14 protein-coding genes are annotated in these 15,834 nt (G+C 74.7%); 7 read left to right on the top strand and 7 right to left on the bottom strand.

Going from position 1 to position 15,834, the window contains the following annotated elements; translation table 11 throughout:
* The first annotated feature begins 2 nt into the window (after positions 1-2).
* Positions 3-776: a cobalt-precorrin-6A reductase gene (locus H505_RS44590; protein WP_211238574.1), complete on the top strand. Its 774-nt coding sequence runs from the start codon at positions 3-5 to the stop codon at positions 774-776.
* Here H505_RS44590 and H505_RS0127175 read toward each other — a convergent pair.
* From H505_RS0127175 to H505_RS44600, 6 genes are read right to left on the bottom strand one after another with little or no spacing between them, the layout of a single operon-like run.
* Positions 751-2,253 carry a precorrin-2 C(20)-methyltransferase gene (locus tag H505_RS0127175; RefSeq protein ID WP_026404505.1) on the bottom strand — a complete coding sequence of 501 codons (1,503 nt, stop codon included), beginning with the start codon at positions 2,251-2,253 and terminating at the stop codon, positions 751-753. The genes H505_RS44590 and H505_RS0127175 overlap by 26 nt on opposite strands.
* On the bottom strand, positions 2,253-2,873 hold the full coding sequence (locus H505_RS0127180; RefSeq protein ID WP_026404506.1) for a precorrin-8X methylmutase: 621 nt from the start codon (positions 2,871-2,873) through the stop codon (positions 2,253-2,255). The genes H505_RS0127175 and H505_RS0127180 overlap by 1 nt, the downstream gene beginning before the upstream one ends.
* Positions 2,870-4,069, bottom strand: coding sequence for a hypothetical protein (locus tag H505_RS44595; protein WP_064743714.1), 1,200 nt, complete (start codon positions 4,067-4,069; stop codon positions 2,870-2,872). Before H505_RS44595 ends, H505_RS0127180 begins: the two co-directional genes overlap by 4 nt.
* A 42-nt stretch (positions 4,070-4,111) precedes the next feature.
* Positions 4,112-5,656 (bottom strand): glycoside hydrolase family 43 protein, encoded by a 1,545-nt coding sequence (locus tag H505_RS0127190; protein WP_026404507.1) that lies wholly within the window; start codon positions 5,654-5,656, stop codon positions 4,112-4,114.
* A complete protein-coding gene (locus tag H505_RS0127195; RefSeq protein ID WP_051301213.1) occupies positions 5,653-7,977 on the bottom strand; it encodes a beta-glucosidase in 2,325 nt (774 codons plus the stop codon). The genes H505_RS0127190 and H505_RS0127195 overlap by 4 nt, the downstream gene beginning before the upstream one ends.
* Entirely contained in the window at positions 7,974-9,047 is a 1,074-nt protein-coding gene (locus tag H505_RS44600) for a LacI family DNA-binding transcriptional regulator (protein WP_425248270.1), read from the bottom strand. The genes H505_RS0127195 and H505_RS44600 overlap by 4 nt, the downstream gene beginning before the upstream one ends.
* 289 nt (positions 9,048-9,336) lie before the next feature.
* Here H505_RS44600 and H505_RS0127205 point away from each other — a divergent pair, with 289 nt between their 5' ends.
* From H505_RS0127205 to H505_RS0127230, 6 genes are all read left to right on the top strand, one after another.
* Positions 9,337-10,626 carry an extracellular solute-binding protein gene (locus tag H505_RS0127205; RefSeq protein ID WP_026404509.1) on the top strand — a complete coding sequence of 430 codons (1,290 nt, stop codon included), beginning with the start codon at positions 9,337-9,339 and terminating at the stop codon, positions 10,624-10,626.
* A gap of 92 nt (positions 10,627-10,718) precedes the next feature.
* Complete coding sequence (locus tag H505_RS0127210; RefSeq protein WP_245592640.1) at positions 10,719-11,621, top strand: carbohydrate ABC transporter permease; 903 nt, start codon at positions 10,719-10,721, stop codon at positions 11,619-11,621.
* Positions 11,618-12,472 (top strand): carbohydrate ABC transporter permease, encoded by an 855-nt coding sequence (locus H505_RS0127215; RefSeq protein WP_026404511.1) that lies wholly within the window; start codon positions 11,618-11,620, stop codon positions 12,470-12,472. Before H505_RS0127210 ends, H505_RS0127215 begins: the two co-directional genes overlap by 4 nt.
* 75 nt (positions 12,473-12,547) lie before the next feature.
* A complete protein-coding gene (locus H505_RS0127220; RefSeq protein WP_026404512.1) occupies positions 12,548-13,225 on the top strand; it encodes a haloacid dehalogenase type II in 678 nt (225 codons plus the stop codon).
* A gap of 98 nt (positions 13,226-13,323) precedes the next feature.
* Complete coding sequence (locus H505_RS0127225; RefSeq protein WP_026404513.1) at positions 13,324-14,040, top strand: DUF899 domain-containing protein; 717 nt, start codon at positions 13,324-13,326, stop codon at positions 14,038-14,040.
* Between the two features lie 103 nt (positions 14,041-14,143).
* Complete coding sequence (locus H505_RS0127230) at positions 14,144-14,938, top strand: SAM-dependent methyltransferase (RefSeq protein WP_026404514.1); 795 nt, start codon at positions 14,144-14,146, stop codon at positions 14,936-14,938.
* A gap of 47 nt (positions 14,939-14,985) precedes the next feature.
* Here the strand turns inward: H505_RS0127230 and H505_RS0127235 are convergent, their stop codons facing one another.
* Positions 14,986-15,765, bottom strand: a complete 780-nt coding sequence (locus H505_RS0127235; RefSeq protein WP_026404515.1) for a maleylpyruvate isomerase family mycothiol-dependent enzyme — start codon at positions 15,763-15,765, stop codon at positions 14,986-14,988.
* Positions 15,766-15,834 lie beyond the last annotated feature (69 nt).

Below are 15,834 nucleotides of genomic sequence, written 5' to 3' on the forward strand. Positions count from 1 at the left end.
CGATTACTTCCGTGAGCAGGCGTGTGCTGCTGCTGGGAGGCACCGCGGAGGCGCGGCGGCTGGCCGGGCGGCTCGACGCGGACCCGGCGGTCGAGGTGACCAGCTCGCTGGCGGGCCGGACCGCCGCCCCCCGGGCCCTCCCCGGACGGGTGCGGGTCGGCGGGTTCGGCGGCCCGGACGGGCTCGCGGCGTGGCTGCGGGTCGAGCGGATCGACGCGGTCGTGGACGCCACGCACCCGTTCGCCGCGCGGATGACCGGCAACGCCGCCCTGGCCTGCGCGGCGGCCGGGGTACCGCTGCTCGTGCTGCGCCGTCCGGGCTGGACGAAGGGGCCGGGCGACGACTGGCGGCGCGTCCCGTCCCTGGCGGCCGCCGCCGCGGACCTGCCCGGCGAGCACGTGTTCCTGACGACCGGGCGCACCGGGCTCGCGGCGTTCGCGGGCGACGCCCGCCGCCGGTACCTCGTGCGGTCGGTGGACCCGCCCGAGCCGCCGCTGCCGCCCCGCACGACGGTCGTGCTGGCGCGCGGCCCGTTCACCGTCGGGGACGAGACGGCGCTGATGCGCGAGCACCGCGTCGACGTGCTCGTCACCAAGGACAGCGGCGGCGCGATGACGGCCGCGAAGCTGACCGCCGCGCGGAAGCTGGGCGTCCCGGTCGTGGTGGTCGACCGGCCGCCCGTCCCGGACGGCGTCCCGGTGGCGGCGACCGTCGAGGACGCGGCGGCGTGGCTCGGTCATGCGGGCCGCCTCACGCCGGGTAGCGGCGGGGCGTGAACACGGCGGTGCCGCCGCCGCGCTCGGCGACCCGGGTCCGCGACGAGCCGACCAGCAGCAGGCACCGCATGTCGACGCCGGTCCCGTCGAGCTCGGCGAGCCGGACCACCCGGACGCTCTCCTCCGGGCCGCCGACGTCGCGGCCGATCACCACGGGCGTGTCCGGGGCGCGGTGCGCGAGCAGGACGTCGCGGGCCTTCGCGACCTGCCCGGTGCGGGTCCGCGAGGCGGGGTTGTAGATCGCGATCGCGAGGTCGGCGGCGGCGACGGCCGCGAGCCGCCGCTCGATGACGTCCCACGGCTTCAGCCGGTCCGACAGCGACAGCACGCAGTAGTCGTGGCCGAGCGGCGCGCCGATCCGGGACGCGACGGCGTTCGCCGCGGTCAGGCCGGGCAGCACCCGCACCGGGACGTGCTTCCAGCGCTCCTCGGCGGCGACCTCCAGGACCGCGGCGGCCATCGCGAACACGCCGGGGTCGCCGGACGACACGACCGCGACGCGCCGCCCCCGCTCGGCCAGCGCCAGCGCGAACTCGGCCCGCTCGGACTCCACCCGGTTGTCGGACGGGTGCCGCTCCTGCCGCGGGTTGGCGGGGACGCGGGCCAGGTAGGGGGCGTAGCCGACGAGGTCGTCGGCGGCGGCCAGCGCGTCCTGCGCCTCGGGGGTGAGCCAGTCGCGCCCGGCCGGGCCGAGCCCGACGACCGTCACCTCGCCGGGCGCGCCGTCCCCGGGCGTGCGGGGCGCGGGCAGCTCGCGGCGGGTCCGCTCGTGCACGCGGGACGGCAGGATCGCGAGGGAGAAGTACGGGACGGTCGCGGCGTCGACGTCCGCGAGCGGCTGCATCCGCTGCCCGCCGGTCGTGGCGCGCTCGACGTACCAGGCGTCGTCGAGGCGGCCGGCCTCCTCGACGGCGCCGCGGACGCCGCCGAAGGTGCGGCCGAGCTTGAGGACGGCGGCCGAGTCGGTGGCCGCGAGCCGCCGCGCCAGGTCGTCCGGCGGCAGCGTCCCCGGCAGGACGGTCAGGACCTCGTCGCGCTCCACCAGCGGGCGGCCCAGCTCGGCGGACGCGGCGCTGACCGACGTCACGCCGGGCACGGCGGTCGCCGGGTAGCGGCCGGACAGCCGCTTGTGGAGGTGCATGTACGAGCCGTAGAAGAACGGGTCGCCCGCGCAGAGCACGACGACGTCGCGCCCGGCGTCCAGGTGCTCGGCGAGGCGCTCGGCGGAGCGCTCGTAGAACTCGTCGAGGACCCGCTGGTAGTCGTCGGTGTCCTCGGTGGTGACCGGGTAGATCAGCGCCTCCTCGATCTGCCCGTCCCGCAGGTGCGGCTCGGCGATCCGGCGGGCGACGCTGCGCCCGTGCCGGGCGGCGTGGTGCACGATCACGTCGGCGGCCTCGATCAGCCGGACGGCCTTCACGGTGATCAGTTCCGGGTCGCCGGGCCCCAGCCCGACCCCGTACAGGTGTCCGGTCATCACTCTTCCTCGCTGGCGATGGCGTTGATCGCGGCGGCCGTCATGGCGCTGCCGCCGCGGCGGCCGTGCACGACCAGGTGGGGCAGGCCGGACGCGGCGAGCGCCTCCTTCGACTCGGCCGCGCCGATGAACCCGACCGGGACGCCCAGGACCGCGGCGGGGCGCCCGGCGCCCGCGTCGACCATCTCCAGCAGCCGGAACAGCGCCGTGGGGGCGTTGCCGATCGCGACGACGGAGCCGTCGAGGCGGTCCCGCCACAGCTCCAGCGCGGCGGCGCTGCGGGTGGTGCCGAGGTCGGCGGCGAGGCCGGGGACGCGCGGGTCGCGGAGCGTGCACACCACGTCGTTGTCCGCGGGCAGCCGCTTGCGGGTGACGCCGGACGCCACCATCTGCGCGTCGCACAGGATCGGCCGTCCGGCCAGCAGCGCGGCGCGGGCGGCCGCGACCGCGCCGGGCGACCAGGCCAGGTCGCGGACCAGGTCGGTCATCCCGCACGCGTGGATCATGCGGACCGCGACCCGGGCGACGTCCTCGGGCAGCCCGGACAGGTCCGCCTCCGCCCTGATGGTCGCGAACGACCGCCGGTAGATCTCCGCGCCGTCGCGGACGTAGTCGATCACTCGCTCCTCCGTGTTCGGGCGACGGCGGCCGCCGTCGCCGCCGGGTCCCGGGTCCGGGCGCGGACCTCGTCGCCGAGCCGCACCTCGTAGCCGCCGGGGGCGGCCACCACCGCGACGTGCCGGTCGGGCGGGTGCCCGCACCGGCGCTCGCAGCCGGACCAGTGCACCGGCGCCCCGCCCGCGGGTCCGTGCGGGCGCGCCGCGAGGACGGCCGCGGCGGCGTCCGCGCGGACGTCGGTCAGCGACCGGGCGCAGCCGGGGCGGCCCGCGCAGGCGGTGACCCCGGCCCAGTCCGCCGCCGTGACCAGGCCAGGAAAGTGTGGCATGTCCGTGAGGTCGGGGATCACGACGCCCCGCCACGGAGTGACGATGATCTCTTCGGCGTCCCGGAGCGGGGCGGGGTCGAGGCGCCCGAGCGGGACGAGCGCCGAGTGCGCGCGCCGTCCGTCCCGCTGGGGGATCGCGCCGAGCGGCGTCCGGCTCGGGACGGCCGGGACGGGCACCGGCCCGGCGCGGCGGCGGCCGCGCGCGAGGGCCTCGACGAGCGGCGCCCGGTCGGGCAGTTCGGAGATCCGCCATTCGGCGGTGCGGGCGCGGAGGAAGGCGCGGGCGGCGTCGACCGCGAGGCCGACGGCGTGTTCCCGGCTCGTGCGCAGACCGGAGTCGGTCCCGGCGAGGACGAGCGCGAGTTCGTCCGGTGCGACCGCGTACAGGCCGACGTCGGGGCGCAGGGCGATGGCGTCGCCGCGCCCGTCGTCGAGGGCGAACAGGAACCGGCCGGACAGCGCGGCGAGGGCGGGATCCGCGCAGAGCGCGGCGTCGAGGGCCGGGACCAGGGGGCGGACGTCGAGGAGCCCGGCGCCGTCGCGTCCGGACAGGACGCTCGCGGCGATGTTCCGCACGCGCTCGTGCGTCGCCGAGGGCAGCAGCCCGGCCGCCCGCAGCCGGTCGCCCAGCTCGCCCTCGGCCCCCTCGGCGAGCCCCCTGATCTGCACGTTCGCGCGGGAGGTGAGCTCCAGGAAGCCGTCGCCGAGCGCGGCGGCGGCGTCGGCGAGCGCGCCGGTCTGGACGCGGGTGAGGAGCCCGCCGGGGAGCCGGACCCGCGCGAGCCCGCCGTCGGCCGCCGCGTGGACCCGGAGGGCGCCCGGGCAGCGGTCCGGGCCCGACCGCGGCGGTGGGGGGTGTGGTGAGGGCACGGCACGGATCTTACGAAGTCCGGCGCCGCCGCCCGACTCCGGCTAGGCCGGTCCGGGGAGCGGCCGGTACTCGAACCAGTCGAAGTCGGCGTGGTTGCGGCTCGTCCGCCCGTTCGCGGTCGCGTAGAGGCCGATGAAGACCCCGGTGAAGCCGCCCGCCACCTGGCTGGTCAGCATGTCGCCGTCCAGCGGCGGGCCGAGCGGGGCGAACGGTCCGGGGTCCGCCGCGTACAGCGCCCGGTACCAGCGGCCGTGCGCCTCGAAGCCGAGCCGGACCCGCTCCGCCGCGGGCGCCTCGGCCAGGACCGTCTCGAGGCCCTGCTCCCGCTTGACGAGGCGCAGCCCCCGCGCGGTCGAGACGAGCAGCACGTGGAAGTCGCCGTTCTGCACGAGGGCGAGGCCCGCCTGCTCCTCGTCGCGCGGCGCGAACTCCAGCGCGGTGAACGCGGCGAAGTCGTGGTGCCGCTGCCCTTGCGCGACGAACGACGGGTTCGCCGTGTCGGCGAGGGTTTCCGGCCGGACCCGCAGCCGCAGGTGCCCGGGGCGGTCGGTGAGGCTCCACCACCGCTCGCGGGGCGGGCGGAGCATGCTCCACTCCGGCGCGAGGGAGGGCGCGTCGAAATGGTCGCAGGCGGGTTCGGCGGGCCAGGGCGCCGGCGGCGTCGACGGCGCCTCGCGGACGGGTTCGACCGGGTCGGCGGCCGGCCAGCCGTCCTCCCAGCGCACCCGCGTCAGGAAGGTCTCCCGCCCGAGGGCGCAGCGGTCCCGGTGGTGCGGCCGCATCGCCAGCAGCGCCATCCACCACTCGCCGTCCGGGGTGTCGACGAGGTCGCCGTGCCCGGTCCCGACGATGGGGTACTCGCCCGTCCGGGTGTCCAGGCCGAGGTGCCGGCGCGTCAGGATCGGGTTGCGCGGGTTGCTTTCGTAGGGGCCGGTGACGGCGTCGGCGCGCGCGCTCATCACCGCGTGGTCGAGCGCGGTTCCCCCTTCGGCCGTCAGCAGGTGGTAGCGGCCGTCCACCTTGTAGATGTGGGAGCCTTCGGTCCAGATGGCGTTCTTGACGGTCCCGTCCCAGATGACGTGCTCCTCGCCGACCAGCGCCGGGACGGACGGGTCGTACTCGCGCAGCCAGATCTCGGTGTGCCCGTCGTAGCGGCCGGTGAGCCGGGTTCCGGTGCACCAGGCCCGTCCGTCGTCGTCGAAGAACGGCGACGGGTCGATGCCCTCGCCCTCCAGCCGGTGCGCGTCCGACCACGGGCCGGCCGGGTCGTCGGCGGTCAGCACGAAGTGCCCCGACCACTCGGCGCCGTCGACGAGCGTGCAGAACAGGTGGAAGCGGCCGTCGTGGTGGCGCAGGGCCGGCGCGTACAGGCCGCCGGACGCCGGGACGCCGTCCAGCGGGAGCTGGTCCGGACGGTCGAAGGCGTGCCCGATGCACCGCCAGTGGACCAGGTCGCGGCTGTGGAACACCGGCAGCCCCGGGAACCACTCGAACGTGGACGTCACGAGGTAGTAGTCCTCGCCCACCCGGCAGACCGAGGGGTCGGGGCGGCAGCCCGGCAGGATCGGGTTCCGGAACCGGTTCACAGCGGCGTCACCTCCGCCGGGACGTCGAGGACGCGGTCGGCGCCGAGGACGCGCACCGGGCCGTCCAGCGTGCACGCGCCGCGCAGCGGGAGGTCCTCGCTGGACCCGCCGACCATGACCTCGATCGCGCCCGGCTCGACGATGCGGCGCAGGTCGGGGCCGGTGAACGAGGTGCGGTCGGCGTGCACGGTGAACGCGACGCGGGCGGCGTCCCCCGGTTCGAGGCGGACGCGGGCCCACCCGGCGAGCAGGCGGGACGGGCGGACGACGGAGGCGACCGGGTCGGCGAGGTAGAGCTGGACGACCTCGGTGCCCGGGCGGTCGCCGACGTTGCGGACGACCGCCTCCACGGTCAGCGACCCGTCGGTGGGGGCGCGCTCGTCGACGCGCAGGTCCGTGTAGGCGAACCGCGTCCAGGTGAGGCCGTGCCCGAACGGGAACAGCGGGGCGGGGCTGACGGCGCTCCAGTCGTGCGGGCCGTCCATCTTCGAGCGCAGGTAGGTGACGGGCGGGCCGGACGCGCGCCGCGGGACGCTGATCGGCATCCGCCCGGACGGCTCGACGCGTCCGGTGAGCACCCCGGCGACCGCCCCCGCGCCCTCCTGGCCGGGGAAGAACGCCTGGACGACGGCGGCGGCCCGGTCGGCGAGGTCCTCGATCGCGTACGGGCGTCCCGACAGCAGCACGATCACGGTGGGCGTGCCGGTGGCGAGGACGGCCTCGGCGAGGTCGCGCTGCCGTCCGGGCGGCGCGAGGGTCTCGGCGTCGCAGCCCTCCCCGGACGTGCCGCGCCCGAACAGGCCCGCCCGGTCGCCGAGCGCCACGACGGCCACGTCGGCGTCGCGGGCCGCCGCGGCGGCCGCGGCGATGTCGTCCTCGGTGACCAGGACGTCCGCGGACGGGGCGACGGCGACGTCGGGCAGCTCGCCGCGCAGGGCGTCGGCGAGGGTCGGGACGTCCACGCCGAGCGGCAGGTCGGGCCGGTGGCGGCCGACGTGCGCGGGGAAGGTGTAGCAGCCGAGCATCCCGGCCGTGTCGTCGGCGAGGGGGCCGGTGAGCGCCACGCGGGCGGCGGGCGCGAGCGGCAGCGTCCCGTCGTTGGCGAGCAGGACGACCGACTCCTCCGCCAGCCGCCGCGCCAGCGCGCGGTGCTCGGGCGGGTCGAAGTCGAGGCCGGCGGGATCGGGGCCCGCGGGGTCGGGCGGGCCGTCCAGGAGGCCGAGCCCGGCCTTGAGGGCGAGGACGCGGGCGGCGGCGCGGTCGAGCAGCTCCTCGGGGACGTCGCCGCGGCGCACCAGCTCCAGCAGCGGTTCGCCGAAGCAGCGGACGGTCGGCAGCTCGACGTCGATGCCGGCGCGCAGCGCGAGGGCGCCGGCCTCGCCGCGGGACCCGGCGACGCGGTGCCGGCTCTCCAGGAAGGAGATGCCGAAGTAGTCGGACACGACGGCGCCGGTGAAGCCGAGCTCGCCGCGCAGCAGGTCGGTGAGGAGCCGCGCGTCGGCGGCGGCGGGGACGCCGTCCACGTCGGTGTAGGAGTGCATGATCGAGCGGGCGCCGCCGTCGCGCAGCGCCATGACGAACGGTTCGAGGATCACGTCGGCGAGTTCGCGGGGGCCGATCGGGGCGGGCGCCATGTTGCGGGCGGCGCGGGACGCGGAGTACCCGGCGAAGTGCTTGGGCGTCGCGGCGACGCCGGACCGTTCCAGCCCCCGCACGTAGGCGGTGCCGAGGACGGCGACGAGCTGCGGGTCCTCGCCGATGCACTCCTCGGTGCGCCCCCAGCGGGCGTCGCGGACCACGTCCAGGACGGGCGCGAGCCCCTGGTGGACGCCCGCGGCGCGCATGCTCGCCCCGATCGCGGCGGCCATCTCCCCCACCAGCCCGGGGTCGAAGGTCGCGCCCCACGCGGGCGGGCTGGGGAAGACGGTGGCGCCCCAGGTCATGAAGCCGTTGAGGCATTCCTCGTGCGCGATGGCGGGGATGCCGAAGCGGTTGGCCTCGGCGACGCGGCGCTGCAGGTCGCGCAGCCGGGCGGCGCCCTCGGCGGCGGTGACCGGCGCGGTGCCGAACACCCGGGTGAACTGGCCGAGGCCGTGCGGGAGGAGCTCGTCGAGCGCGGGCGCCGACTCGTTCGAGTCGTCCTCCATGGGGGCGACGGGCTCGCCCGGTTCGGCGGGCATCGCCCAGAAGCCGGCGAGCTGGCCCGCCTTCTCCTCGGGGGTCATGCGGGACAGCAGGTCGGCGATCCGGTCGGCGGCCGGCAGCGCGGGATCGCGCCACCGCTCCGCGGCGGCCGCGGCGGGGGAGGGTGCTTCGGTCATCGTTGCTCCGTGGGGGCGGGCGGGGCGGTGGAGGCGCGGACGCGGAGCTCGGTGGCGAGCTCCACGCGGGGGGTCAGCGGCGGCCGTCCGTCCAGGAGCTGCAGCAGGGTGCGGGCGGCGACCCGGCCCATCTCCTCCAGTGGCTGCCGGACGGTCGTGAGCGGCGGCGACAGCCACTCGCAGGTCGGCAGGTCGTCGAACCCGACGACGCTCAGATCCTCGGGGACGCGCAGTCCGGCGAGGCGCGCGGCCTGGTAGGCGCCCATGGCCTGCTGGTCGCTGCCCGCGAAGATCGCGGTGGGCCGGTCCGGCAGGTCGAGCAGCTCGCGGCTGCGGGCGAAGCCGCCCTCGTGGTGGAAGTCGCCGTACCGGACGAGGTCGCGGTCGACCTCGATGCCCGCGCGCTCCAGGGCCGTCCGGTAGCCGTCCACCCGGGCCTGCGTGCACAGCATGTCGGCGGGGCCGCCGATCATCCCGATGCGGCGGTGGCCGAGCCCGATGAGGTGCTCGGTGGCGGCGAGGCCGCCCGCCCAGTTGGTGGCGCCGACGCTGGCGATGTCGGTGTCCGGCAGGTTCACCGGGTCGACCAGAACGAGCGCGACGCCGGCGCGTTCGAGCTGCTCGCGCTGCCGGCCGGTCATCCGGGACGTCACCAGGATCACGCCGTCGCTGTGGTGCAGGGCCGGCAGGTTCTGCCAGCTCGGCGGGCGCGCGTCGTCCTCGCGCACCAGCGACACGACCACCCCGGTGCCCTGCTCGGCGCACTCGGCCTCGACGCCGCGCAGGATCTCCACCGCCCACGGGCTGTCGAGCCCGGCCAGCACGAGGTCGATCAGCCCCGAGCGGCGGGCGCGGCGGGAGCCGCCGGGGCCCGGGTAGTTGTGGTCGCGCAGCAGGGCCTCGACGCGCTCGCGGGTCGCGGCGGCCACGTCCGTCCGGCCGTTGAGGACCTTCGAGACGGTCGCCTGCGACACCCCGGCCTCGGCCGCGATCAGCGCGAGGGTCGGCCGGGACGGCGCGGCCCGCGGGTCCGGCGGGTCCGGCGGGTCTTCGGTGGTGCGCACGGTCACGCTGCTTCTCCTCCCCGAGGAAACGATTGCGAACGTTATCGCAATATTTCGATCGCTCCTAGCCCCGATCGTCCGCCGATCGTCCGGCGATCGTTCCAGCGGCTCCGTCCATGGAGTGATGGAGCACACACGAATCCACCGCGAAGCCTTGACCGAACGGGGTGCCCTTCTTAGAGTTTCTCGGCAACAGACTAACCGAAGGATTTCGAAAAGTTTCGAGAACCTCGCCTTCCCCCTTTCGCTCTTCAGGCCCGGTCCCGTCCACCGCCCACCCCTCCAGGAGGCCACCATGGGCTTCTCACGACCGTCCCGACGCTCCCTGCTGACCGCGCTCTCCGCGGGCGCCGCGCTCACCGTCGCCGCGCCCGCGCTCTCCGCCTGCGGCGGCGACGGATCCGACTCCGGCAAGGTCACGATCGAATGGCTCGACATCGCCACGACCGAGCCGTCCAAGAGCATCTACCCGGAGATCGCCGCGGCCTACGAGAAGGCGCACCCGAACGTCGACATCAAGCTGACGAACATGGAGAACGACGCGTTCAAGGCCAAGATGACGGCCGTGACGGCGTCCGGCGACCTCCCCGACATCTTCGTCACCTGGGGCGGGGGCGTCCTCAAGCAGCGGATCGACGCCGGGCTCGTCAAGCCCGTCGACGACTCCGCCTTCCTGGACGGCTTCATGCCGGTCTCCCTGCAGCCGTACGAGTTCGACGGCAAGACCTATGCGGTCCCGTACGACATGGGCATGGTCGGGTTCTGGTACAACAAGGACCACTTCGAGAAGGCCGGGATCGCCGAGCCCCCCGCGACCTGGGCGCAGTTCCTCGACGCCGTCCGCAAGCTGAAGACCGCCGGGATCACCCCGATCGCCCTGGCCGGCAAGGACAAGTGGCCCGGGCACTACTACTGGGCCTACCTCGCGCTCCGCCTCGCCGGGCCGGACGGTGTCCGGCAGGCGGCCGAGGCGCAGAACTTCGGCACTCCCCCGTTCGTCCAGGCCGGGCAGAAACTCAAGGAACTCGTCGATCTCGACCCGTTCCAGCAGGGCTTCCAGGGCGCCGCGTACGACGCCCCGGGCGGGCAGGCCGCCACCATGGGGGCGGGCAAGGCCGGCATGGAGCTGATGGGCCAGTGGGCGCCCGTCGTGCAGAAGGACGCCTCCGGGCAGGACCTCGGCGACGCGCTCGGCTTCTTCCCGTTCCCCTCCGTCGAGGGCGGCCCCGGCAAGGTCACCGACGTGTTCGGCGGCGGCAACGGCCACGCGCTGGGCAAGGACGCCCCGCCCGAGGCGCTCGACTTCCTCAAGTTCCTGATGAACGAGCAGAACGAGGCCCGGCTCGTGTCGTCCGGCGCGTTCATGCCCGTCGTCAAGGGCGCCGAGAGCGCGATCGAGGACGCCAACCGCAAGCAGGTCGCGGGGATGCTGAACGGCGCGTCCGGGTTCCAGCTCTACCTGGACCAGGCGTTCCCGCCCGCCGTCGGGCAGGAGGTCAACGACGGCGTGGCCGAGCTCATGGGCGGGCAGGGCACCCCGCAGGAGATCACGCAGGCGATCACCGAGGCGGCCAAGAAGGCATGACGCCGCCGTCCACATCGACATCGTCGCCGAAGCGGGCCGCGCCCCCGCGGAGCGGCCCGCCGGCGCACCGGCGCCCGGCCCGCGGACGGCGGGTGCGCGGCTGGTTCGCCACCACCTGGTTCCTCGTCCCGGCGCTGCTGGTCTTCGTCCTGTTCGTCCTGATCCCGATCGTGATCGCCCTCTACACGAGCTTCTTCCGGTGGGGCGGGTTCGGGTGGCCCGAGGACTTCGTCGGGCTCGGCAACTTCCGCGAGCTGTTCGCCGACCCGGTGTTCCGCGGCGACCTGTGGCGCGGGCTCGTCCTGGTCGTCCTGTCGGTCGCGGTGCAGCTGCCGTTCGCGCTCGGCACGGCCGTCCTGCTCAACCAGCGGATGCGCGGCCGGGCGGTCTACCGGGCGGTCTTCTTCGCGCCCTACATCCTGTCCGAGGTCATCGCGGGCGTGCTGTTCGGGATGATCTTCCTGCCCGGCTCGGGCCTCGCCGACGCCCTCATCGAGGACCTCCCGCTCGTGGGCGGCCTCGCCGGCACCTGGTTCTCCGATCCCGACACCGCCCTGCCCACGCTGTTCGCCGTCATGACGTGGAAGTACTTCGGCTTCCACATGATGATCTATTTGGCTGGCCTGCAGGGCATCCCCAAGGAGGTCCTCGAGGCGGCGGCGATCGACGGCGCGGGCCCGTGGGAGCGCTTCCGCCACGTCACGCTCCCCCTCCTCGCCCCGACCCTCCGGATCAGCGTGTTCCTGTCGGTCATCGGCGCGATCCAGCTGTTCGACCTCGTGTGGGTCACGACCGGCGGCGGGCCCACGCACTCCACCGAAACGATGGCCGTCTCCATGTTCCAGTTCGGCTTCCAGCGCTACCAGATGGGCTACGCGAGCGCGATCAGCGTCGTCATGTTCGCCATCAGCCTGGTGTTCTCCCTGCTCTACCAGCGTTTCGCGCTGCGCCGCGACCTGCAGGGCGCCATGACGTCGACGGGAGGGCCGCGATGACCACGACCGACCGGAGCCGCCGCCGCCGCGGGGCGACGCTGCGCGGCCTGTCGCGGCACGCCGCCGTCTGGGTGCTGGGCTCCTTCATCGTCGTCCCGCTGCTGTACGCGGTGCTGTCGGGGTTCAAGTCGACCGGGGACCTGACCGGCGACCCGTTCGGGCTGCCGTCGCCCTGGCGGGTGTCGAACTACACCGGCATCCTCGGGTCCGGCGACTTCTGGCGGCAGGTCGGCAACAGCATCGCGATCGCGGCCGCCACCGCGCTGATCACCGTCGCGGTCTCGGCGCTCGCCGCGTTCGCGTTCGCCCGCTACGCGTTCCGCGGCCGCGAGGCGTTCTTCACCCTGTTCGCGGTCGGGCTGATGTTCCCGCCCGCCGTCGCGGTGCTGCCGCTGTTCGTCCTGCTGCGCGCCTTCGGCCTGCTCGACAACCCGCTCGGCGTCATCCTCCCGCAGGCGGCGTTCGCGCTGCCGATGACGATCATCATCCTGCGGGGCTTCTTCCGGACGATCCCCGGCGACCTCGAGGAGGCCGCGATCATCGACGGGTGCAGCCGGTTCGCGTTCTTCTGGCGCATCCTGCTCCCGATGGCCCGCCCCGCCATCGGCACGGTGTCGGTCCTCGCGATCGTCACGAGCTGGAACAACTTCTTCCTGCCGCTGCTCGTGTTCACGAACCCCAAGTGGCACACCATCCCGGTCGGCATCCAGCAGTTCCAGGGCCAGTACTCGACGAACTACGCGCTGGTGTTCGCCTACATCGTCCTCGCGATGATCCCCGCGCTCGCGTTCTACGCCGTCGCCGAACGCCAGCTCATCGGCGGCCTCACCGCGGGCGCCACGAAGGGATGAACCACACGGGCATGCACGAAACGGCCGTCCGCTGGGTACGGGGCCCTACGAGGCCCGCAGAGGAGGCGGCGACCGATGATCCAGGTGGTGCTGTTCGACGTCAACGGGACGCTGGGCGACCTGTCCTGCCTGCGCGGACGCCTGGAGGACGTCGGCGCGCCCGGCCACCTCCTCCCCACCTGGTTCGCGGGCGTCCTGCGCGACGGCGTGGGGCTCACCGCCGCCGGGGCCTACGCCGACTTCGCCGAGGTCGCCGAGTGCGGCCTGCGGAGCCTGCTCACCGGGCTGGACGGCTGGGCCGGCGACGCGCGCCGCGCCGCGGCCCACGTCGTCAGCGGCTTCACCGACCTCGACGTGCACCCCGACGTCCCGGACGCCGTCCAGGCCCTGCACGCCGCCGGGCTGCGGCTGGCGACCCTCACCAACGGGTCCGTCGCCGTCACCGAGCGCCTGCTGGAGCGCGCCGGCCTCCGCGCCGGGTTCGACCCGCTCCTCGACGTCTCCGCCCCGCGCGCGTGGAAGCCCGCGCCCGCCGCGTACCGGCACGCCGTCGACGCCCTGGGCGTCCCGCCCGACCGGCTCCTCCTCGTCGCCGTGCACCCGTGGGACGTCGACGGCGCCCGCCGCGCGGGCCTGCGCGCCGCCTGGCTGAACCGCGGCGCCCTCCCGTACCCGTCGATGTTCGAGCCTCCCGACCACACCGTTTCCGACCTCCGCGACCTCCCGGACGTCCTGGGCGTCCCGGCCCGCTGACCGGGTTCGCCTCCCGGGCGCGTCCGCTCGCGATGAGTTCCGCCGCCGCCGCTGGTCGGACTCGACGAGAGCAGGAACGAACGAGCCGAGGAGGAACCATGACCGAGCAGACGGCGGGCGCCCTGCCCCCGGTCGTCGACCGGGAGACCTGGCGGGCCGCCCTCGACGACCTGCGGGCGCGGGAGAAGGCCGCCACCCGCGAGCTCGACGCCATCGCGGCGCAGCGCCGCAGGCTGCCGATGGTCGAGCTCCCCGACTACACGCTGACCGGCCCGGACGGCCCGGTCCGGCTGGTCGACGTCTTCGACGGGCGCTCCCAGCTCATCGTCTACAACCACATGTGGTCCGATGGCGCGGAATGGCAGTGCGGCGGCTGCACGGGGTTCACGTCGCAGTTCGTCCGGCTGGACTTCCTGGACAACTACGACGCCCGCTTCGTCGTCGTCACCAACGGGCCCATCGACGAGGCGCTCGCCTACAGGGCCAAGGTCGGCAACAAGATGGACTGGTACTCCTCGTCGGAGAGCACGTTCGGCGCCGACATGGACGCGCCGCCCGGCGGAGGGTTCGCGGTGAACGTGTTCCTCCGCGACGGCGGCACGGTGTACCGCACCTGGCACACCGGCGGCCGCGGCACCGAGCAGCTCAGCCACACGTTCGCGCTGATCGACCTCCTGCCGTGGGGCCGCCAGGAGGAGTGGCAGGACTCGCCCGACGGCTGGCCGAAGTCCCCCACCTACTCCAAGTGGCTGGACTCCCCCGACGTCGCCCGCCTCTACGGCCCCGCGGACGCCGGCGCGGAGGCGGGGCCGTAGAGGCGGGCGCGCCGGCCCGTTCGGGGTAGGCGTCGACACGAAGTCGATCTTGGTTGTTAGATGGGTCCTGACAGTCCGAGCACCCCCGAGTGAGGAAGACACCGTGACGGACGAGGCTTCCCCGGTCAACACCGAGATCCCGCAGACCGCCCGCATCTGGAACTACTGGCTAGGCGGCAAGGACAACTACGAACCCGACGTCAGAGCAGGCAACCTCGCCGCCCGGCTCGTCCCCCACCTGCGGGACACCGTCCTGCACTCGCGCGCGTTCCTCCACCGCACCGTGCGCCACCTCACCGACAACGAGGGCATCCAGCAGTTCCTCGATGTCGGCGCCGGCCTGCCCGTGGTCGACCGCACCCACGAGGTCGCCCAGGCCGCCGCCCCGGGAGCCCGCGTGGTGTACGTCGACAACGACCCGCTGGTCCTGGCGCACGCGCGGGCCCTGCTCACGAGCGCCCCGGAGGGGAAGACCGCGTACCTGCCCGCCGACCTGCGAAAACCGGAGGACGTCATCGCGGGGGCGGCGGAGACGCTGGACTTCGACGAGCCGATCGCGCTCCTGCTGATGGGCATCCTCGGCCACATGACCGACTACGACGAGGGGCGGTCGATCGTCCGGCGGCTGGTGGACGCCCTGCCGAGCGGCAGCTACCTCGCCCTGTACGACGCCACGAACGTCGTGGACCCGGCGACCGCTGAGGCCATCGACATCTGGAACCGGTCCGCCGAGCCGCCCTACGTCCTGCGGACGCCGGACCAGCTCGCGGGCTTCTTCGAGGGCATGGAGCTGCTGCCGCCCGGCGTCGTCTCCTGCCCGCTGTGGCACCCGCGGCCCGCCGACATCGGCACGGTCGAGGAGATCGACGAGTTCTGCGGCGTCGCCCGCAAGCCCTGACCCGGAGATCCGCGGGACCGCGCCGGACGCACCGCGTCCGGCGCGGGTCAGCCGTCGGCGACCCAGTCCATGTGCTCGATCCAGTGGTCGAGCAGCGCCCGGTCCCCGTGCACCTCCAGTGCGGGGGCCGCGTCCAGCGGACGGCGCCTGCTGAGGACGAGCAGCAGATCGGCGGCCGGGCCGCGGACCGCGACGTCCGCCTTGGTGTGCCCGTGTTCGAGGACGACCATGTCCGGTTCCCGGCGCACCAGCCACTCTCCGGGCGCGTCGGTCGCGTGGAAATGCAGGGTCTGGCCGACGCCGCGCATCGCTTCGGCGAAGCCCCGCCTGTTCTCCCAGTAGCCGCGGGACGTCATCGTGTCCAGCCAGTCCTCGATGGCCGCGACGGCGGGCTCCGGGTCCAGCTCGTACCGCATGCCGAGCGCCGCGGCCGCGTCCGCGCGATGCACGCAGACCTCGCCGAACAGCCGGCGCGACCAGAACGGCACGCCCGCGGCGGCGCCGGACGGGTCCCACACCGGCGTGTCGTCGGCGACCGACGCGAAGGCACGCTCCGCCTCGGCCGCACCGTCGGTCAACCAGCCGCGCCACCGGGCCGAGTCCGCCGGCCCGGGAACGTAGCCGGCGAACGCCCCGCTCGGCTCGGTCATCCGCTCGCCCACGAGCATCGTCACCATGCGCTGGGTCGCGCCGACGTGGTCGACGAGGTCGGCCAGCGTCCACCCCGGGCAGGTCGGGACCGGCGCCGCCGCGTCCCGGCCGTGGACCCAATCGGCGAGCGTCCTCGTCTGGTCGACGACGGCGTTCAGATACATGGACGTGTCCATCGCTGCACCTCCAGGTGCTCGGTCGCGGCATTCTAGAAAGCGCGTCCATGCCCCCGCCAGACGCCGCAC

Origin of the sequence: Actinomadura rifamycini DSM 43936, assembly GCF_000425065.1 — a bacterium.
Lineage (GTDB): Bacteria > Actinomycetota > Actinomycetes > Streptosporangiales > Streptosporangiaceae > Spirillospora > Spirillospora rifamycini.

Coding starts and splice junctions, on each gene's coding strand:
- H505_RS0127175 (WP_026404505.1), bottom strand. CDS start 2,253: ATGACCGGACACCTGTACGGGGTCGGGCTGGGGCCCGGCGACCCGGAA.
- H505_RS0127195 (WP_051301213.1), bottom strand. CDS start 7,977: ATGACCGAAGCACCCTCCCCCGCCGCGGCCGCCGCGGAGCGGTGGCGC.
- H505_RS0127205 (WP_026404509.1), top strand. CDS start 9,337: ATGGGCTTCTCACGACCGTCCCGACGCTCCCTGCTGACCGCGCTCTCC.
- H505_RS0127215 (WP_026404511.1), top strand. CDS start 11,618: ATGACCACGACCGACCGGAGCCGCCGCCGCCGCGGGGCGACGCTGCGC.
- H505_RS0127220 (WP_026404512.1), top strand. CDS start 12,548: ATGATCCAGGTGGTGCTGTTCGACGTCAACGGGACGCTGGGCGACCTG.
- H505_RS0127225 (WP_026404513.1), top strand. CDS start 13,324: ATGACCGAGCAGACGGCGGGCGCCCTGCCCCCGGTCGTCGACCGGGAG.
- H505_RS0127235 (WP_026404515.1), bottom strand. CDS start 15,765: ATGGACACGTCCATGTATCTGAACGCCGTCGTCGACCAGACGAGGACG.